This window comes from Kocuria sp. KKT182 (assembly GCF_055635395.1).
In genome coordinates, this window is the sequence record NZ_CM145757.1 from 2,068,258 (window position 1) to 2,087,282 (window position 19,025).

Here is a 19,025-nt window from a genome sequence, read left to right on the forward strand (position 1 = left end):
GGGGAGTCGGGCGGGACGGGGTCAGTGCAGGTCCGCCTCGGCGGTGCGGATCTGCGCGAACTCCTCCTCGGGGGCGTGGCCCACGAGGCGGTGGCGGCTGTAGAACCAGTAGTAGGCGAGGAAGACGACGAACACGAGCGCGGTGATGGACGCGGCGAGCACGTCGACCAGGAACGTGGCGACCACGGCCACGAGCGCCAGCACCAGGGCGATGCCGGTGGTGACCACGCCGCCCGGGGTGCGGTAGCCGCGCGGGAGGTCCGGCTCGCGCAGCCGCAGCACGATGTGGGAGAGGTTCAGCAGCACGTAGGAGACGGTGGCGCCGAAGACCGCGATGTTGATGAGCAGTCCGCCGTCGCCCGTCACGGCCGCGAGCACGAAGCCCACGGTGCCGGGCACAATGAGGGCGACCCACGGGGTCCGGCGCCTGCCGGTCAGCGAGAGGAACCGGGGCAGGTACCCCGCCCGGGAGAGCGCGAACAGCTGCCGGGAGTAGGCGAACATGATGGAGAAGAAGCTCGCGACCAGCCCGGCCAGGCCCGCGTAGTTGACGATGTTCGCCATCGCGCTGTCCGCCCCGGCGACCGTGCGGATGGCCTCCGGCAGCGGGTTGTCCGAGGTGCTCATCGCCTCCGACCCGGCCGCGCCGGGCACCAGGACCAGCATGAGCGCGCCCGAGACCAGCAGGAAGGCCATGGCCACGATGATCCCGCGCGGCATGTCCCGGCGGGGGTCGGCGGTCTCCTCGGCGGCCAGCGGCACGCCCTCGATCGCCAGGAAGAACCAGATCCCGTAGACCAGGGCCGCCATCGCCCCCGCGTAGCCCATGGGCAGGAACGCGCTCGCCCCCGCGGCGTCGTTCGGGACGATGTCGAAGAGGTTGGCGGCGTCGAAGTGCGGCACGAGCGCGACGACGGTCACCCCCAGCGCGAGGACCGCGACCACGGTGATCCCGAACATCAGCTTGAGCGCCTCGCCCACCCCGTACATGTGGATGCCCATGAACACCAGGTAGGTCACGAGGTACACGGGCCAGGAGTTGGTGATCCCGAACAGGCCCAGCGCCTCGATGTAGCCGCCGATGAACGTGGCGATCGCCGCCGGGGCCACGGCGTACTCGATGAGCACGGCCATCCCGGTGGCGAAGCCGCCGAGGGGGCCGAGCGCCCGGCGGGCGAAGCCGTACCCGGCGCCCGCCGTGGGGAGGGTGGAGGAGAGCTCGGCGAGGCCGAAGACCATGCAGGTGTACATGAGGCCCATGAGCACGAAGGCGATGAGCAGCCCACCCCACCCGCCCTCGGAGAGCCCGATGTTCCAGCCGGAGAAGTCCCCGGAGATGACGTAGGCGATGCCCAGGCCCGCGAGCAGGACCCACCCGGCGGCGCCGGAGCGGAGCTGGCGGTGCTGGAAGTACTCGTCGGTGCGGGTGGGCTGTGCTGGGGATTCGGGCATGGGACGATCCCTCCGGGATTCCACAAAGGTCTGAAAACAGACGTTTGGCGCGAGTGGTCACAGTCTGTGGGCTGCCCCGTGCCCCGTCAAGACCCCGCGGGGCGCGGCCGGGCGGCCGCCGGGCCGGGCACGGACCGCGTCGCGGTGGAGCCGGCCCCCCGGATGCCGCAGAATGGTGGGCATGAACCAGACCACGTCCTCAGCCACTGACCGCCCCGGCCGCGCCCGCTCCTGGGCCCTCATCGCCATCACGGCGGGCTTCCTCGTCTCCGCCGCCCTGATCATCGCGGTGGGCGTGGTCGCCATCGACCTCACCCACTAGGACCTCGGCCGGCCGTCCCGGCCGGAGGCAGCGGCGCGCCGTCCGGACCGGGCGGCGCGCCGCTGCTGCTCGTGGCCCCGTCCGGCGCGGAGGGCGGGGTCCCGCCGGAGGCGGTCCCCGGGGACCGTGACACCATGGGCGCACGTCGCACCGCAGGGAGGAGCGCCACCGTGAGCGATCCCGTCCAGCACCCCCGCATCCGGCCCGTGCGCCAGGGCAACGCCTTCGAGGAGGCCGTGGAACGGATCCTCGACTCGATCCGGCTCGGCCTGTTCCGCCGGGGCGAGCGGCTCCCGCCCGAGCGGGAGACCGCGGCGATGCTCGGCATCTCCCGCGCCACGCTCCGCGAGGCCCTGCACGAGCTCCAGGTCGCCGGGGTCCTGGAGGTGGTGCGGGGCCGGTACGGCGGGACCTTCGTGACCGGTCGCACCGCCCTGCCGGACGAGACCCTCCCCCCGGTGGACCCCGCGGACGTCGAGGACGTGCTCGTGTTCCGCGCCGTGGTCGAGCCCGCCGCGGCGGAGCTGGCCGCGGCGGCGTCCCTCAGCGCGGCCGCCCGGGAGCACCTGCTCGCGTGCCTGCGGCAGGTCGAGGAGAGCGCCCCGGAGGACTACCGCCCCGCCGACGCACGCTTCCACATCGCGGTGGCCGAGCTGGGCGGCTGTCCCAGCCTGGTCCGCGCCGTCGCGGAGGTGCGCTCGCGGGCCAGCGACCTGCTGGACCGGATCCCCGTCCTGCCGGTCAACCTCGAGCACTCCGACCGCCAGCACCGCGAGCTCACCGACGCCGTCCTGGCCGGCGACGCCCCCGCCGCCCGGGCCGCCTCCCTCGCCCATCTGGAGGGCACGGCCGCGCTGCTGCGCGGTTTCCTCGGCCACGCCGGGCAGTCCGACGACGACGCCCCCGGGGACGACCGCGGCCCGGTGTGACCCGCCGCCCGAGCAGCGGCCCGGTCAGGACGCGCCCGGCCCGTCAGCCGGTCGTTCAGCCGGTCGTTCAGCCGGTCGTTCAGCCGGTCAGACGAACAGCGCGGTCACCCGCGTGAGGGTCATCGTCACTCCGTAGGCGAGCGGGACCCCGACGAGGACCCAGCCCAGTGCCAGTCGTGCACGGCTCATGTCATGCCTCCTTCGGGGAGAGCTCGGTGTCGGACGTGCGCGAGGACTCGGTGCCGGCCTTCCCGGAGGCCTCGGTGCCGGACGCCGCGCTCCGGCGCTCGGGCTCGTGGTACTTGGCGTCCACGGGCTTGACCAGGAGGTTGGCGACGAAGCCGACGACCAGCAGGCCGACCATGGTCAGCAGCGCCGGCTGGTACGCCTGCGCCGTGAGCTCCCCGGGGGTGCCCTGGGCGTCGAGGAACGCGTTGACGATGAGGGGCCCGGCGATGCCCGCGGCGGCCCACGCCGTGAGCAGGCGGCCGTGGATGGCCCCCACCTGGAAGGTCCCGAAGAGGTCCCGCAGATAGGCCGGCACCGTGGCGAAGCCGCCGCCGTAGAACGAGATGATGACGAAGGCCAGCAGCACGAACAGCAGCGTGGAGGTCGAGCCGAACAGCGCCAGCACGGTGTAGAGGACCGCCCCGACACCGAGGTAGACCATGTAGATGCGCTTGCGGCCCAGGACGTCCGAGGTGGTGGACCACACGAAGCGCCCGCCCATGTTGCCGATGGACAGCAGGCCCACGAAGCCGCCGGCCACGGCCGCCGTCACGAGGGAGGCGCCGTCCGCCTGGCGGAAGAAGTCCTGGATCATGGGGGCGGCCTGCTCGAGGATGCCGATGCCGGCGGTCACGTTGCAGAACAGCACGATCCACACCAGCCAGAACTGCCGGGTGCGGATCGCGTTGCGGGCCGAGACGTGGTTCTTGGTGACGAGGGCCTTCGACTCGACCTTCGAGGGCTCGAACCCCTCGGGCTTCCAGTCCTCCGCGGGAACCTTGATGGTGAACGCGCCGAAGAGCATGTAGGCGAGGTAGACGACCGCGAGGGTCAGGAACAGCTTGCCGACGGCCTCCCCGCTCGCCACCCAGCCCTCGGTGCCGGAGTTCGGGTCGTAGAAGTTGAGCAGGGCCGCGGAGAGGGGGCTGGCGATCAGCGCGCCGCCGCCGAAGCCCATGATCGCCATGCCCGTGGCGAGGCCGGGGCGGTCGGGGAACCACTTGATCAGCGTGGAGACGGGCGAGATGTAGCCGATGCCCAGGCCGATGCCGCCGATGACGCCGTAGCCCAGGTAGACGAGCCAGAGCTGCTCGGTGAAGATGCCGAGCGCGCCGACCAGGAACCCGCCGGACCACAGCAGCGCCGCGGTGAACATGGCCCTGCGCGGCCCGCCGGTGTCCACCCACGTGCCGAAGACGGCGGCGGACAGGCCCAGCATCACGATGGCGATGGAGAAGATGATGCCGATCTGGGTCAGGCTCGCGTCGAAGTGCGCCACCAGCGCGTTCTTGTACACGCTGGTGGCGTAGGCCTGACCGATGCACAGTTGCACCGCGAGGGCGGCCGGCGGTATGAGCCAGCGGTTGAATCCCGGTGGTGCCACCGAGTGCTGCCGATCAAGCCATCCCATGCCCCGACTCCTCATCTGGTGCGGACACTGCGCGAAGGGCGCGTCCGGGACGGAATTCGCACGTCCCGGCCCGGCGCCCAAGGGTGAAGCATGTCACACGGACGGGAGAACTGGAAAGCAACCTGCCGACCGGCCGCGCCGGAGCGGGCCGGAGCGGGCCGGAGCGGGCCGCTCATCCTCCGCGCAGGGCCCGCCACGCACGCCGCCAGAAGGCAAGGAAGCCCTTCTCCGCCACGACCTGCTCGAGCCGTTCGATCTGCCGGGTCTGGGCGCGGACCACTTCCAGGAGCTCGTGCGCGAGCTCCTCGGCGGCGTCCAGCCTCCGGTGCAGGGCGCCGGCCTCCTCCGCCGCGGCCCGCCGCAGGTAGAGCGGCAGGCCGATCCCGTGCTCCGCGCTCCACTGCCTGAGATGGCGCTCGCGCACCGCCGCCTCGCCCCGCGCCAAGGCGCGCCCGTCGGTCCGGTCCCGCCGGGCGGTCGGGCGCGCGGGGAGCAGGCCCACGGTGAACGTCTCCAGGAAGCGGATCACGAACTCCCAGCGCTCCGCGGCGCCGATGGTCTCGTCGTAGTCGCCCAGCACCCCGTGCACCGCGCGCCGGTACAGGAACGGCGCGTCGACCGCGGTGCGGTCGCCGTCCAGCACGTCGGTGAGGGTGAGGGCCTCCCGGTCCGTCGGCACGAGATTCCGTCCCGGCCGACCGGCCGGTACGTCTCGGCCGGTCCCGGGCGGATTCTCGGTCGGCACCACGACCCCGTCGTCGGTCACGAGGGGATCCTCGAGGTGCGCCACGGCGCGCTGCAGGAGCTCGGGCGGCCAGGGCTCCGAGCCGTCGTGCAGGACGACGAGTTCAGACTCCCCTCCCCGCAGCCCACGGTTGGCGGCCGCCGCGGCACCGAGGGCCCTGCGGTGGTGGAGGACCGTCGCGCGCCCCGCGAGCTCGTCCCGGCGCGGCGCCAGGACCGCGTCCACCTCGGCGGGGTTCCCGCCGTCGTCCACGAGGACCAGTCGCCAGTCGGTGAACGTCTGCGCCAGGAGGTCGTCGACGGCCCGGCCCAGGCGCGCCGGGGCGCCGTGGTGCCGCAGCAGGACCGCGACGGTGGGCCGTTCGGGCGGCACCGTGGGAACGGTGTACCGGCGGCGGAGGGCACGCACCACCGGGGCACCGACCCCGCGCGGCGCCGCCACCGTTCCTACCGCGGGCCGGGGCTCCTGACCGCGGAGCGCCCCGGCCACGTCGTCCCACCACCGGGCCGCCGCTTCCCGGACCGCCGGCTCGGCGTCCGCCAGCGCGGCGCGCACCGCCCCCCGGTGCTCCACGGCCTCCGCCGCCCACTGCTGGAGGGCCGCACGGGTGTCCCACGCCACGTCGCCGGGGGTGAGCAGCGCCGCCAGGGGAACGACGGCACCTTCCAGCCCCCAGCGGCTCAGCACGCCGTTCATGTCGTCCATGGAATATTTGTCCGGACCCACCGGGAGGACGACGGCCCGTGCCGCGAGGCCGAGGGCCGCACCGCGGGAGCAGGTGGTCAGGACCCAGTCCGCCCGGAGCGCCTCCGTGCCGGCCTCTCCCGGAGCCGCGCGCACCCGGTGGACGTCGCCCGGAAGCAGCGCGGCCACGTCCGCCGCGAACTCCTCGTCGGCCGGGGCGCCGCCGCATGCCAGGAGCGTGACCGCTGCGCCCGTCCGGTGCACCAGCGCGTCCAGCAGGGCGGCGAGCACGGGGGCGAGCCGCTCCGGCGGGAAGGGACCGGCCGGCCGCCGCACTGCGGCGAGGATCCGCGGCGGCCCCGCCGGCGCCCCCGGCTCCTCCGCCGACCCGCCCAGCTCGTCCTGCCGCTCGGCCCGTCCGTCCGGATCCGCCGACTCCGCGGCCGGCCCCTCCCACTCCTCCTGCGCCCGCCCGGCCGGGGAGCTCCACTCTCCTGGGCGACGTGTCGGCCCGTCCTGCTCGAGCGGCCGGGCCGGGGCGGCGGGACGCGGGAGGAGGAGCGCGTCCTCCCAGCCGACGCGCAGGCCGGGGTGCTCGGGGCACAGCCGGCGGGCCACCGCCAGGGACGTCTCGTCCCGCAGCCCCACGAGGGAGGCGACCGGGAGGAGCCGGCGCACGATCTCTTCCGGGACGGCATCGGGGTCGAGGGCCAGACCGGTGACGACGACCGGCCGGCCCGCCGCCGCAGCGGCTCTCGCCCGGTCGAGCCAGAGGAGCAGCCCGGTGTCGCCCACGGGAGCATCCGCCCCGGGACCGGCCAGCAGGAGCGCCTCCGCCTCGGACCGCGGTGCGGGATCGCCGCCTGCGGGCCCGTGCTCCCGGAGGCCCTCCTCCCCTGCGGTCGTGAGCACCGGGTCCGCCCCCGGATCGAGGAGCCGGGGGGCGAGGCCGCGCAGGGAGAGCTCCTCGAGGATTCCGCGGAGCTCGCGAGCCGCTCCCGGCCGGAGTCCCTGCCCGCCCGATCCCGGGAGAACGTCGGTGTGCATGACGGTACGGACCTTTCCTCGACCGGTGCGGGCTCCCCCATTCTTCCAGCCGCACCGCTTCCGCCGGCCCCGACCCCGGCACGGCCCGTCGGGCGGCGTGCGGTGTGCGAAGTTGCAGGTCCGCACGGAATCGCCTTGCCCGCGCGCGGGCGGGTCCGCCACTGTGGAGGAACACACTGCACCATCTCCGCCGGCGGCGACCGCACGGAGGACCCCCTGCCCCGATGGCCCCCGCCACACCGCCCTGTATTCCACAAAGGACATATGGGCGTTCGGCGCCGGTCCCGCCGCAGGACACGGCCCTCCCGCTGCCGGAGCGGACCGGCGATCCCCGGCCGCGGAGATCCCGCCCACCTCACAGCGGGAGACGTCGAGGAGCCCCACCATGTTGAACGCCGCCGTGATCAGCCCCCAGCCCATGACGCGCATCGCGATGCAGCGCGAGGCCCTCGAGCACCCCGAGCACGGCGTGCGCGTGAGCGCGGTGGCGGGCAGCGTCCCGGAGTTCCTGGCCGAGAACCCGGCCGAGGAGATGGTGGTCCTGCTGAGCCTGAACACCCTGGACGGCCGCAACCTCGTGCAGAACGTCACGGACCTCACCGCGCAGGAGCACACCGTGGTGGTGCTGGTGCCGCCGGACGACCTCGCCCGGGTCCGGTCCGCCTTCACCTGCGGGGCGGCCGGTGCCGTGGGCAAGTGGGAGCCCATCCGGACCGTCTTCCGCACCATGCGGCTCTCCCGGCAGCTGGGCCACTTCGTGAGCGACGTGCTCCAGTCGGCTCTGGCCGAGCTGCCCAGCAGAGCTCCCGCGAAGCTCTCCGCCCGGGAGCGCCAGGTGCTCGCGCTCTACGTGGACGGACTCCAGGAGCAGGAGGTGGCCGCGCTGCTGGAGATCGCCGAGTCCACGGTGGAGGAGCACCTCAAGCGGATCCGCCGCAAGTACGCCGCGGTGGAGCGGCCGGCCCGCACCAAGCTCGAGCTCTACAAGCGGGCCATCGAGGACGGGATCATTCCCCCGGTGCTGCCGCTCGCCTGAGCACCGGATCGGACGTTCCCCGCGTCCACGGGCCGTCCCGTCCGGCCCACGCCCGTCCGAACGGTGTCCGGCCAGGTGCGCCCGGACCGTCGTGCCCGGACCGTTGTGCGCGGACCGTTGTGCCGGGCCGGGGACGCTCCTACCCTGGAGGCAGCACCACTGTGCGCCGTTCCGCATCCCCCCGCACCGGAACTCCAGCCCCGGCGGGGTCGAGCGCCCGGACCGCTCCGAGTCCGCCCGTGACCCTTCCGGCATCGCCGACGACGGTCCGCGCACCGCCGTCGAGCACGAGCACCAGCCCGGGGGCGCGCGCCCCCGCCCACAGGAAGCCAGCCCCATGAATGCCGTGGACCGCGGGGAGCACGACCAGGAGATCGCCCGAGAGCTCGAGAGGCTGCGCACCCATCTCACCGGGACGCTGGTCGAGCCCGACGACCCGCTCTACGACGAGGCGAGACGGGTCTGGAACGGCATGGTCGACGTGCGGCCCCGCGCTGTCGTGCAGGCCGGCGCGGTGTCCGACATCGACCCGGTGCTGGCCGCCGCGCAGCACACGGACCTGCCGCTGGCGGTCCGCGGCGGCGGGCACAACGTGGCCGGCCACGGCACCGTGGAGGGCGGGCTCGTCCTGGACCTCGGCGCGCTGCGGCGGGTCGAGGTGGACCCGGGGACCCGGCGCGTGACCGTGGAGCCGGGCGCCACCCTGGCCGACGTCGACCGCGCGACCGTCCCGCACGGTCTCGCAGTGCCCCTCGGCGTGGTGAGCGCCACCGGGGTCGCGGGCCTGACCGTGGGCGGGGGCGTCGGCTGGCTGACGCGCAGCAACGGCCTGAGCCTCGACAACCTCGTGGACGCCGAGGTGATCACCGGGACCCGGGAGCACCTGCACGCCAACGCGGAGCACAACCCGGACCTGTTCTGGGGGATCCGCGGCGGCGGGGGGAACTTCGGCGTCGTGACCTCCTTCACGTTCCAGGCCAGGGAGCTGCCCGCCTCCGTGCTGGGCGGGAACCTGTTCTACCGGCGCGAGCACTGGCGCGCGGCCCTGCAGGCCTTCGCCCGCTGGACCGACGACCTGCCGGACGAGATGAACGGCATCGTCTCGATCCTCCGGCTGCCGCCCAGCTTCGGGATGGGCGACGAGCCCTGGCTGATCATCGCCTTCGCCTGGATGTCGCCCGACCACGCCGAGGGCCTGCGCCTGGTCGACCGGCTGCGGGCCGACGCCCCGCCGGACGAGGAGGAGGGCGGCCCCGTGCAGTGGACCGAGTGGCAGTCGGCCATGGACGTGCTCTTCCCGAAGGGGGCCCGCGGCTACTGGAAGAACGCCTCGTTCTCCCGTCTGGACGACGAGGTGGTCGACGCCTTGCTCGGCGCCGCCTCGGAGATCACCTGGTTCGGCACGGGCATCGACATCCACCACATGGAGGGGTTCTTCGGGCGGGTGCCCGCCGGCGCCACCGCCTTCCCCAACCGGTCCGCGCGGTACTGGCTCAACGTCTACGGCTACTGGCCGGACGCCGCCGACGACGCCCGCCTCACCGCGTTCGCCCGGAAGGCCCACGCCGCCGTGGAACCGTTCGCCGACGCGGGCCTCTACGTGAACTTCCTCGGTGCCGAGCACGGCCCCGTCACGCCCGAGACCGCGCGGCAGGCCTACGGGGAGCGGACGCACCGGCGTCTCGTCGAGCTGAAGAACCGCTACGACCCGGGCAACCTGTTCCGGCTCAACCACAACATCCTGCCGAACGTCGCCTGACGCGAGGCGTCAGGGCGCGCCGAGCAGCCGGAGCACGGCCGCCGCGACCGCCCCCAGCACCACCACCAGCAGGAACGGGGCCCGCAGCATCAGGGCCGTCCCCGCCACGAGCAGCGCGCCCAGCCGGGCGTCCAGCACCAGCTCCCGGCCGGAGCCGAACGCGTTCATGACCACGAGCGCGGCGAGCAGGCCCACGGTGACGGTGCCGGCCATGCGCCCGACGCGCGGGTCGTCCAGCACCCGGTCCGGCACGAGGTAGCCGATGAGCTTCAAGGCGTAGGCGAGCGCGCACGCCCCGAGCACCCAGAACCACATGCTCACGCCTCCGTCCCCTCGGCGCCGGGGCCGGACGCCGCGCCGGACGGGGCCGGCCCGGGCCCGCGGGAGCGGCCCAGGAACGCCGCGACCACGGCGGCCACGAGGATCGGCAGGCCCGCCGGCAGCACCGGGATCGTCAGGGCCGTGACGAGGCCGCAGACCACCGCGACCGCCACGGGCTCCCGGGCGCTCAGCCGCGGCCACAGCAGGCCCAGGAACGCGGCCACCGCGGCGCCGTCCAGGCCCCACCGCGCGGGATCGCCGAGGGCGTTGCCCAGCAGGGCGCCCAGCACGGTGAACAGGTTCCAGAGCACGAACACGCCCAGGCCCGCGGTCCAGAAGCCCCGCCGCTCCTCGACGGGGTGGACCTGGGAGGACGCGGCCGCGTTGGACTCGTCGATGGTCACGTGCGCGGCGAGGAGCCGGCGCCAGCCCCGCGGGCGGACGAGGGCGTTCATGCTCATCCCGTAGACGGCGTTGCGGATCCCGAGCAGCGTGGCGGCGCCCAGCGCCGAGGCCCCGGCCCCTCCGCCCGAGACCACGCCGATGAAGGCGAACTGGGAGCCGCCCGTGAACATGAGCGCGGACAGGGCGACGGTCTGCCAGAAGGTCAGTCCCGCCGCCACGGACAGGGCGCCGAAGGAGATGCCGTACAGCCCGGTGGCCACGGACACGGACAGCCCGATCCGGACCGCCGGCGAGGACCGCCAGTCGACCGGAGCCGCGTGGCTCACGAGGCGCCTCCGGCGACGGCGGACGACCCGCCCGTGCCGGCCCCGGCCGCAGCCGGGGTCTCGGCCGGGCTCTCGTGCGGCGCCGCCGGGGCGCGGCGCCCCTGGGCGGCGTCGAGGGCGTCCAGGGCCTGGACGAGGGCGAGGTGGGTGAAGGTCTGCGGGAAGTTGCCGGTCATCCGCCGCTGCTCGGGCGACCATTCGGTGGAGAGCAGCCCGAGGTCGTTGGCGCGGGACAGCACGGAGTCCACGAGCTTCCGGGCGCTGTCCGTGCGGCCCGAGCGCGCGTACTGGGCGGCGAGCCACAGGGACGCGCCGAGGTGCGGGTTGTCCTGGCCCGGGAAGCCGTCCACCCCGATGACCCCGGCGTACGCGTCGGGGTCATCGGGGTCCACCGGGCCCAGGACGTTGCGGTAGCGGTGGATGAGCCCGCTGGGGTGCCGCAGCTCCTCCTCGATCCGCCGCACGGTGCCGAGCATCCGCTCGTCGTCGTAGGCCACGAACCCCACCTGCGGCAGCTGGAGCAGGGAGGCGTCCACGGTCTTCGCCCCGTAGTACTGCACGAAGGAGCCGACCTCGGGGTCGTAGCCGCTGGTCCAGATCTCCTCCGCGAGGGCGTCCCGCAGCTGCTCCCACAGCTGCGCGTCGCCGGGCAGGCCGTGCACGCGCACGGCGTCCACGCCGCACTGGAGCGCCGCCCACATCAGCACGCGGGAGTGCGTGTAGTACTGCCGTTCGCCGCGCATCTCCCAGAGGCCCTGGTCCGTGACCTCGTAGTTCTCCACGACCGAGCGCAGCATCGCCTGCTGCAGGGGCCAGGAGAGGTGGTCCTCCACGGCGCCGCGCCGGCGGAGCTTCTCGAACACCACCATGACGTGCCCCACGGCGTCCGACTGGTGCTGGCCCGCGGCGCCGTTGCCCTCGCGGACCGGCCGGGAGCGCTCGTAGCCGGGCAGGTCGAGCTGGTGCTCGCGCCCGCGGCGCTCCCCCGCGACCCCGTAGATGTTCTGCAGGTCGTGCGGGTCGCCCGCCACGGCGCGCAGGAGCCAGTTGCGCAGCTGGGCGGCCTCGCGGTCGTGGTCGTGGTCGAGCATGACCTCGAGGGCCATCGCGGCGTCCCGCAGCCAGGCGAAGCGGTGATCCCAGTTGCGCTCCCCGCCCACCACGTCCGGCAGGGACGTGGTGGGGGCGGCCACGAGCCCGCCCGTCTCCTGGTGCATCAGCGCCCGCACCACGAGCAGCGAGCGCCGGACCACGTCCGAGCGCCGGGCCACGGCGTGGCCGCGGACCGGGACGATGTGCACGGGCTCGTCCTCCCCGACGGCCGGCGGGGAGTACAGCCCGGACCAGTCCTGCCACAGCTCCACGGTCCGGGTGAGCTGCTCGTTGACGTCGACCGGCGCCGGGGGCGTGCGGTGGGACGGGAAGTGCGTGAGGACGAAGTCCCGTGCCTGGCCGGCGGAGACGGTGAAGGTCCCGCGGTGGCGGCGCTCGTCGTCGTCGTCCGTGGACTCGGGGAGGGGCTCACCGCGCAGGACGAGGGCGTCCGGGCCGGCCATGGCCACGAGCATGGGGGGCGCGGGGTCGCCGCCGCCGGGGTCCTCCTCCCCCTCGAAGCGGCTGACCCAGGGGACCACGGCGCCGTAGCCGAAGCGCACCCGCAGCTCGTGGTACATCTCGACCTCGCCGGTGAGGCCCTCGACGCGGCGGACCACGTCCGTGCGGGAGGTCAGCGGGAGGAAATCGGTCACGCGCACGGACCCCGAGTCGGTGACCCACACGGTCTGCAGCACGAACGTGTTCTCCACGTAGAACCGCTCGGCGACCTGGGCGCCGCTGTCCTCCTCGTCGAGGACCTCGCCGTCGGCCCCCTCCGCGACCGTGCAGGCGGGGGCGAGCAGCCACCGCCCGTGGTCGGGCTCCCCGAGCAGGGCGCCGAAGACCGAGGGGGAGTCGAACCGGGGCGCGCACAGCCAGTCGATGGACCCGGTGCGGGAGACGAGCGGACCCGTGCGCATGTTCGAGAGCAGGGCGTAGTCCTCGATCAGTGAAGCCATGCCTCAAGATTGGCACATCGCCGGGCCGCGGCGGACCGGCCGCTTGAGCTATACCCCCAAGGGGTATACAGTGGTTGCAGGACGACCGAGGAGGACCCATGACCCAGACCCCGCCGCACGGGTACACCCAGGACAAGGACGCGTACCTCAAGCGCCTGCGGCGCATCGAGGGCCAGGTCCGGGGCATCCACCGGATGGTCGAGGAGGACAAGTACTGCATCGACGTCCTCACCCAGATCTCCGCGATCCAGTCAGCCCTCAAGGCCGTGAGCCTGGGCCTGCTGGACGAGCACCTGAGCCACTGCGTCGTGGGCGCCGTCGAGGCCGCCCAGGAGTCCGGGGACGTCACGAGTGTCGACGACAAGCTCCAGGAGGCGTCCGCGGCCATCGCGCGCCTGCTCAAGAGCTGACCCACCCCGCTGAACCACCCCACCGAAACCCCGAGGAGCCCATCGTGCAGACCACCGTCAACGTTTCCGGAATGACCTGCGGCCACTGCGTCAGGTCCGTCACCGAGGAGCTCACCGAGCTGGAGGGCGTCGAGTCCGTCGACGTCGACCTCGTGGCCGGCGGGGTCTCCCCCGTGGTCGTGACGTCCACCCGCGAGCTGTCGGCGGCCGAGATCGAGGAGGCCGTCGAGGAAGCGGGGTACACCGTTGCCTGAGACCCGCACGCCCGTCCCCACCGAGGTCGCCGGGCATCTGCGCACCCTCGAGCTCGAGATCACGGGCATGACGTGCTCCTCGTGCGTCAGCCGGGTCGAGAAGAAGCTGGGCCGGCTCGACGGCGTCGACGCCTCCGTCAACCTCGCCCTCGAGACCGCCACCGTCCACGTCCCCGCGGGCGTGAGCGACCAGCAGGTCGTCGAGACGGTCGAGAAGGCCGGGTACGGGGCCGTCCTCAAGAACGCGCCCGGGGGCGACGACGCAGGCGGCCCGGACGGCTCCGACGCCATGGCCCGGGTCGCCGGGCGCGAGGCGTCCTCGCTGCGCTCGCCCGAGTCCCTGCGCCGGCGCCTCCTCGTGGCGGCCGCGCTCTCCCTCCCGGTGTTCGTGATCTCGATGCTGCCCGGCTTCCAGTTCCCGCACTGGGGCTGGGTGGTCGCGGCCCTGAGCCTGCCGGTCGTGACGTGGGCGGCGTGGCCGTTCCACCGCTCGGCGGCGGTCAACGCCCGGCACCTGACCTCCACCATGGACACCCTCGTGTCCCTGGGCGTGTCCGCCGCGTACCTGTTCTCGCTGTGGAACCTGCTGCGCGAGCCCGGCATGACGGCCGGCGCGATGCTCGGCCACGCGATGGACATGAGCGGGCACCAGCTCTACTTCGAGACCGGCGCCCTGGTCACCGCGTTCCTGCTGCTGGGCCGCTACCTGGAGGCCCGGGCGAAGGCCCGCTCCGGCGAGGCGCTGCGCGCGCTGCTGGAGCTCGGCGCGAAGGACGCGGTGGTCCTGCGGGACGGCGTGGAGACGAGCGTGCCCGCGGAGCAGCTGCGCCCGGGGGACCTGGTCGTCGTGCGCCCCGGCGAGAAGATCGCCGCCGACGGCGTGGTCGTGGACGGCCGCTCGGCCGTGGACACGTCCCTGCTCACCGGCGAGTCCCTCCCGGTGGAGGTGGAGGTCGGCGACACCGTCACCGGCGCCACGATCAACACCAACGGCCGGCTGCTGGTCGAGGCGACCCGCGTGGGCGCCGACACCACCCTGGCCCAGATGGGCCGGATGGTGTCCCGGGCGCAGGCGAGCAAGGCCCCCGTGGCACGGCTGGCCGACCGGATCTCCGGGGTCTTCGTCCCGGTCGTCCTGGTGATCGCCCTCGCCACGCTGGCCGGCTGGCTCCTGCTGACCGGGGACGTGAACGCGTCCTTCGTGGCCGCGGTCTCCGTGCTCGTGATCGCCTGCCCCTGCGCCCTCGGCCTGGCCACCCCCACGGCCCTGCTCACGGGCACGGGGCGCGGCGCGCAGCTGGGCATCCTGATCAAGGGCGCCGAGGTGCTCGAGGACACCCGCACCGTGGACACCGTGGTGCTGGACAAGACGGGCACCGTCACGAGCGGGCAGCTCTCCGTGGCGGCAGTGACGCCCGTGTCCGGGTACTCCCGGGACCAGGTGCTGGACCTCGCGGCCACCGTGGAGCAGCACTCCGAGCACCCCATCGCGCGGGCGGTGGCCGCGGCCACCCCGCACCGGTTCCCGGTCTCCGGGTTCGTCTCGGCCCCCGGCGGCGGCGTCCGCGCGCACGTGGCGGACGGGATGCACTCCCGCTCGGTGGTGGTCGGGCGCACCACGTGGCTGTCCGAGAACGGCGTGCGCCTGGACGGCGCCCAGCTCGACGCGCTGCGCCGCGCCCAGGAGGGCGGGTTCACCACGATCCTCGTGGCCGTCGACGGGGCCCTCGTCGGCTTCGTCGACCTGCGCGACACCGTCAAGGACGACGCCCGCGAGGCGGTCGCCCGGCTCAAGGAGCTGGGCCTGCGGCCCATGCTGCTGACCGGCGACAACGAGCCCGTGGCCCGGGCCGTCGCCGCAGAGGCGGGCATCGCCGCCGAGGACGTCGTGGCCGACGTCAGCCCGGAGGGCAAGGTCGCGGTGGTCCGCGACCTCCAGGACGACGGCCGCGTGGTCGCCATGGTGGGCGACGGGGTCAACGACGCCGCGGCCCTGGCGCAGGCCGACCTCGGGATCGCGATGGGCGCCGGCACGGACGCGGCGATCGAGGCCGCGGACATCACGGTGGTGCGCAGCGACGTCGGGTCGGTGCCCACGGCCATCGCCCTGTCCCGCCGGACCCTGTCGATCATCAAGTCGAACCTGTTCTGGGCCTTCGCCTACAACACGGTGGCCATCCCCGTGGCCGCCGCGGGGCTGCTCAACCCCGTGATCGCGGGTGCCGCCATGGCCTTCAGCTCCGTGTTCGTGGTGCTGAACTCTCTGCGGCTGCGGAGCTTCGGCCGCTGAGCCCGCCGGACGCGACGACGCCCCGGGAAGGACCATCGGCCCTTCCCGGGGCGTCGTGCGTTGTGTCAGGCGCTGGTCCGGGGTCAGACGGAGCCCGGGTCGACCGGGCTCTCCTCGTTCTCCTCGAGCTCGGGCACCTCGGACTTGTGGTCCTCCTGGGCCACGTCCGTGGGGTCCTCGTCGGCGCCGTCCTCCTGCTGGTCGGCCATCCGCTGCTGGACCTTGCGCTCGAACTCCTCGTCGCCCTCGGTGGGCGGTTCCGGCTGCTGGCTCATGCTGGTTCCCGTCGTCCGGTCTCGAGCAGGGCGCGGGTTCGGGCCCTGCTGCTCAGGTGCCGTCCCAATCTACCCAGCGCCCGGCCGGACGCGACAGGGCTGTCCGCCGGAGCGGGCCCCTCCCGGGAGCGGGCGCGGAGCGCGCAGGGCCCCGGAACGAGCGGGACCCCCGGGCGAGCGGGGTCCGGCTCGTTCGGGGGCCTCAGGCGGGCGGGATGCTCAGGCGGGCGGGATGCTCAGGCGCGCGGGGCGGGGCCGTCGTCGTCCGGGCCGTCCGCCGGGGCGGGGCCGTCGGCGGGGCGGCGGCCGAGGAGGTCCTCGCCCTCGGTGTCGGGCCGGACGCGCTGGCCGAACTCGGCCTCGCCGGGGGGCCGCGCGGCGGCCTGCCGCCGGGCCCGGGCCTCGGCGTAGAGCTTGGCCGAGGAGCGGTTGACGCCCGTGCCCGCGCCGAGGTGGGGGTCGTTGGGCTTCTCGACGATCATCAGCGTGGCGCTGATCACGAGCGTCACGATGAACGCGATGCCGGCGGCGATGAAGGCGAGGTCCAGGCGCAGGGCGTTGTCCGTGCCGCCGCTGGCGAAGATGCCCACGGCGACGAACGCGATCGCCGCGAGCACGGCGGACAGGATCAGGGGGCCCTTGACGTCGGCCCGGAAGCCGCCTCTCGAGCCCTTGCGCTGTGCCACTGGTCCTCCTCGTGAGCTGATGTCCCCGGCGGGCCGGGGCCTGCCGTGCGGTAGCCCAGTCTACGCGGTCCCGGCGGGGGCCCGTCCCCGGCGGTCCTCGTGCCGGAGCGTGAGGGCGGCCAGCAGGTGGGTGACGCCGATGACCACCGCGGCGGCCCCCACCACCCCGAAGAGCGCCTTGGGGCCGAGGTCCACCACGAGCACGAGACCGGTGGCGGCGAGGACCGTGACCAGCCCGGCGATGGTCCAGTCGCGGCCCAGCGGGAAGGTCGTGCGGAACTTCAGCCCGAGCGCCAGCTCCGTGAGCCCGGCCAGGCCCATGATGGACGCCGCGTAGACCACGAGCCACGCGGGGGTGTCGGCGCCGAGGATCGTGAAGACCCCGCCCAGGAGGTACAGCACGCCGTAGGACTGCGGGATCTGCCGGGTGGGGCCCATGTCCACGTGGTCGTTGCCGTTGAGGCGCAGCTGCAGGAGCACGCTCGCCGCGCCCGTGAGCACGAGGTACAGCCCCACGCCCCAGGCCACCACGGGCAGCGTCGGCTCCTGCCAGAACACGGTCACGGCGCCGAACACCAGCGCCACGAGCGCGCGCAGCAGCGTGGGCGCGAACAGGTCGCGGTGGATGCCGGTGCTCGGGTCGGGGTTCACGGTGCGCCTTTCGGGAACGTGCTCGCGGGAGGACCCCGGCGGGGAGACCCCCGGGGCACCGGCCAGTCTAGCGACCGCGTGCGGGGCCGGGCGCCGAGAGCACCCGGGCCAGGACCGCGAGGGCGTCCGGCAGGGCGTCCCCCTCCGGGGCGGCACCGGTGGCGCCGAAGCCGACGACGACGCCGCGGCGGCCACCCCCCGCGCCGTGCGCCCAGTACGAGCCCAGCGCCGCCACCCGCACGCCCGCGGCCGCGGCCCGGTCCACGACGTCCTGCTCCGCCAGGGGCACCTCCCCGGTGAACTCGAGGACGGCGTGCAGCCCCCCGTCCATGGGCACGGCCCGCACCCCGTGGACCCCGGCGAGGGCCGCGGTGAGCAGGTCCCGCCGGCGCCGGTACTCCCGCCGCATCCGGGCGGTGTGCCGGCGCAGGCCGCCGTCGGCCAGGAAACGGGCCATGGCGTCCTGGGCGACCGCGGAGGCCGGGTTGCCCAGGTCCGTGCGCAGCCGCAGCAGGTCCTCCCGGAGGGCGGGCGGGGCCAGCAGGTAGCCGACCCCCAGCCCGGGCGCGAGGACCTTGGTAAAGGAGCCCAGCGTGGCCACGTGGCCGCCGGCGCCGAGCAGCCGGCCGGGGGCGGGGGGCTCCGGGACGGCGCCCGGGGCGTGGTCGAGGGAGGACAGCGCGGGCAGCGGCTCGCCCACGTAGCGCAGCTCGGAGTCGTAGTCGTCCTCGACGATCAGCGCGTCGTGGGCGCGCGCCCAGCCGAGCAGCTCGAGCCGGCGGGCGGCGGGCATCGACGCCCCGAGGGGGTACTGGTGGCTGGGGGTGACGATCACGGCGTCCGGGGGCCGCTCGATCTCCCACTCCCCCGGGCCGGCCCACGCCCCGGACGGCAGCCGGGCGGGGTCGAGGCCCTGGTCGTCGATCGGCACCGGCAGCACCTCGTGGCCGAGCCGCTCCGGCACCCGGCGCAGCGAGGGGTAGCCGGGGTCCTCGACGGCGACGCGCAGCCCGCGGCCCGCGTGGCCGCCGAGCACCGCGAGCAGCAGCTGGAGCCCGTCCCGCGCGCCCGCCGTGACGAAGAGGTCCTCGGGGTCCCGGACCACGCCGCGCATCAGCCGCAGGTGCTCGGCGATCTGCTCGCGCAGCGGCTCCGAGCCCTGGGGCGGGGGCGCCCCCGTGCCGGCGGCGGCCGCGGCGTCCCGCCACGCGGCGCGCCACTGCGGGGTGGCCAGCCGTCCGGTGTCGGGCCGGCCGGGCGTGAGGTCGATCATGGGCCGCTCCCGGGTCCGGCGCCGCGGCGCCGCGGCCGGGCGGGGGCCGGGCCGGGCCGCCGGGGGCTCCGTGCGGGAGCGGGCCAGGTCGGGGTGGACCACGGTGGCGCCGTTGGTCGCGTGCAGATAGCCCTCGCCGTGGAGCTGGTCGTAGGCGGTGACCACGGAGCCGCGCGAGATCCCCAGCCGGGCGGCGAGCCCGCGGGTGGAGGGCAGCGCGTCCCCCGGGCGCAGGGTCCCGGAGACCACCAGCTCCCGCAGCTGCTGGACGAGCTGGGCGGGCAGCGGCGCGGGATCGGCCCGGTCCACGCGCACGGGCAGCTCGACGTCGTGGGGGTGCCGCACGGTCCGCTCCTCTCCCTCGGAACTCCTGTGGTCCAACAGATTCTATCGATGGTGGACCTGTCGGTGGACCACTTCCGGCCGCAGGATGGACTCCATGACCGATCTGCAGACTGCCCATGCCC

The 19,025-nt window shown here is 74.5% G+C and carries 18 protein-coding genes; 7 read left to right on the forward strand and 11 right to left on the reverse strand.

The annotated features are described in order from the left end of the window. Positions 1-21: 21 nt before the first annotated feature. Positions 22-1,452 carry an ethanolamine permease gene (gene eat / locus ACZ2G1_RS09585; RefSeq protein ID WP_035925423.1) on the reverse strand — a complete coding sequence of 477 codons (1,431 nt, stop codon included), beginning with the start codon at positions 1,450-1,452 and terminating at the stop codon, positions 22-24. A gap of 181 nt (positions 1,453-1,633) precedes the next feature. On the opposite strand from eat, the gene ACZ2G1_RS09590 reads away from it, so the two are divergent. Both ACZ2G1_RS09590 and ACZ2G1_RS09595 read left to right on the forward strand, forming a co-directional pair. Beyond that, complete coding sequence (locus ACZ2G1_RS09590; RefSeq protein WP_154676740.1) at positions 1,634-1,774, forward strand: hypothetical protein; 141 nt, start codon at positions 1,634-1,636, stop codon at positions 1,772-1,774. Positions 1,775-1,944: 170 nt separating this feature from the next. Beyond that, the gene (locus ACZ2G1_RS09595; RefSeq protein ID WP_035925421.1) at positions 1,945-2,703 is read left to right on the forward strand and encodes a FadR/GntR family transcriptional regulator; all 759 of its coding nucleotides are present in this window, start codon (positions 1,945-1,947) and stop codon (positions 2,701-2,703) included. Between the two features lie 87 nt (positions 2,704-2,790). Here the strand turns inward: ACZ2G1_RS09595 and ACZ2G1_RS09600 are convergent, their stop codons facing one another. From ACZ2G1_RS09600 to ACZ2G1_RS09610, 3 genes are all read right to left on the reverse strand, one after another. Beyond that, positions 2,791-2,892 (reverse strand): MFS transporter small subunit, encoded by a 102-nt coding sequence (locus ACZ2G1_RS09600; protein ID WP_017832964.1) that lies wholly within the window; start codon positions 2,890-2,892, stop codon positions 2,791-2,793. Between the two features lies 1 nt (position 2,893). Then, entirely contained in the window at positions 2,894-4,342 is a 1,449-nt protein-coding gene (locus ACZ2G1_RS09605; RefSeq protein WP_115163124.1) for an OFA family MFS transporter, read from the reverse strand. Between the two features lie 172 nt (positions 4,343-4,514). After that, positions 4,515-6,818 carry a glycosyltransferase gene (locus ACZ2G1_RS09610; RefSeq protein WP_336649535.1) on the reverse strand — a complete coding sequence of 768 codons (2,304 nt, stop codon included), beginning with the start codon at positions 6,816-6,818 and terminating at the stop codon, positions 4,515-4,517. 385 nt (positions 6,819-7,203) lie between these two features. Between ACZ2G1_RS09610 and ACZ2G1_RS09615 the strand changes: the two genes are divergently transcribed. Together ACZ2G1_RS09615 and ACZ2G1_RS09620 are read left to right on the forward strand one after the other, a co-directional pair. Further along, positions 7,204-7,854 (forward strand): helix-turn-helix transcriptional regulator, encoded by a 651-nt coding sequence (locus ACZ2G1_RS09615; RefSeq protein ID WP_109269226.1) that lies wholly within the window; start codon positions 7,204-7,206, stop codon positions 7,852-7,854. 337 nt (positions 7,855-8,191) lie between these two features. Continuing rightward, on the forward strand, positions 8,192-9,613 hold the full coding sequence (locus tag ACZ2G1_RS09620; RefSeq protein ID WP_470376632.1) for an FAD-binding oxidoreductase: 1,422 nt from the start codon (positions 8,192-8,194) through the stop codon (positions 9,611-9,613). Positions 9,614-9,622: 9 nt separating this feature from the next. Here ACZ2G1_RS09620 and ACZ2G1_RS09625 read toward each other — a convergent pair whose 3' ends face one another. The 3 genes from ACZ2G1_RS09625 to ACZ2G1_RS09635 are packed head-to-tail and all read right to left on the reverse strand — an operon-like array spanning position 9,623 to position 12,719. Then, on the reverse strand, positions 9,623-9,934 hold the full coding sequence (locus tag ACZ2G1_RS09625) for an AzlD domain-containing protein (protein ID WP_176337286.1): 312 nt from the start codon (positions 9,932-9,934) through the stop codon (positions 9,623-9,625). After that, positions 9,931-10,665: an AzlC family ABC transporter permease gene (locus tag ACZ2G1_RS09630; RefSeq protein WP_017832958.1), complete on the reverse strand. Its 735-nt coding sequence runs from the start codon at positions 10,663-10,665 to the stop codon at positions 9,931-9,933. The genes ACZ2G1_RS09625 and ACZ2G1_RS09630 overlap by 4 nt, the downstream gene beginning before the upstream one ends. Next, positions 10,662-12,719, reverse strand: a complete 2,058-nt coding sequence (locus ACZ2G1_RS09635; protein WP_017832957.1) for a glycoside hydrolase family 15 protein — start codon at positions 12,717-12,719, stop codon at positions 10,662-10,664. The genes ACZ2G1_RS09630 and ACZ2G1_RS09635 overlap by 4 nt, the downstream gene beginning before the upstream one ends. 98 nt (positions 12,720-12,817) lie before the next feature. Here ACZ2G1_RS09635 and ACZ2G1_RS09640 point away from each other — a divergent pair, with 98 nt between their 5' ends. From ACZ2G1_RS09640 to ACZ2G1_RS09650, 3 genes are all read left to right on the forward strand, one after another. Further along, positions 12,818-13,129, forward strand: coding sequence for a metal-sensitive transcriptional regulator (locus ACZ2G1_RS09640; RefSeq protein ID WP_017832956.1), 312 nt, complete (start codon positions 12,818-12,820; stop codon positions 13,127-13,129). Positions 13,130-13,173: 44 nt separating this feature from the next. After that, positions 13,174-13,383 carry a heavy-metal-associated domain-containing protein gene (locus ACZ2G1_RS09645; protein ID WP_017832955.1) on the forward strand — a complete coding sequence of 70 codons (210 nt, stop codon included), beginning with the start codon at positions 13,174-13,176 and terminating at the stop codon, positions 13,381-13,383. A gap of 67 nt (positions 13,384-13,450) precedes the next feature. Further along, a complete protein-coding gene (locus ACZ2G1_RS09650) occupies positions 13,451-15,673 on the forward strand; it encodes a heavy metal translocating P-type ATPase (RefSeq protein WP_242630446.1) in 2,223 nt (740 codons plus the stop codon). An 83-nt stretch (positions 15,674-15,756) separates the two neighbouring features. Here ACZ2G1_RS09650 and ACZ2G1_RS09655 read toward each other — a convergent pair whose 3' ends face one another. The 4 genes from ACZ2G1_RS09655 to pdxR form a co-directional block, all read right to left on the reverse strand. Next, positions 15,757-15,948 (reverse strand): hypothetical protein, encoded by a 192-nt coding sequence (locus tag ACZ2G1_RS09655; RefSeq protein WP_017832953.1) that lies wholly within the window; start codon positions 15,946-15,948, stop codon positions 15,757-15,759. 236 nt (positions 15,949-16,184) lie between these two features. Continuing rightward, complete coding sequence (locus ACZ2G1_RS09660) at positions 16,185-16,634, reverse strand: hypothetical protein (protein ID WP_035925642.1); 450 nt, start codon at positions 16,632-16,634, stop codon at positions 16,185-16,187. A 60-nt stretch (positions 16,635-16,694) separates the two neighbouring features. After that, the gene (locus ACZ2G1_RS09665) at positions 16,695-17,285 is read right to left on the reverse strand and encodes a DUF308 domain-containing protein (RefSeq protein ID WP_017832951.1); all 591 of its coding nucleotides are present in this window, start codon (positions 17,283-17,285) and stop codon (positions 16,695-16,697) included. A gap of 67 nt (positions 17,286-17,352) precedes the next feature. Further along, positions 17,353-18,903: a MocR-like pyridoxine biosynthesis transcription factor PdxR gene (gene pdxR / locus ACZ2G1_RS09670; protein ID WP_126346891.1), complete on the reverse strand. Its 1,551-nt coding sequence runs from the start codon at positions 18,901-18,903 to the stop codon at positions 17,353-17,355. Positions 18,904-19,025: the final 122 nt, after the last annotated feature.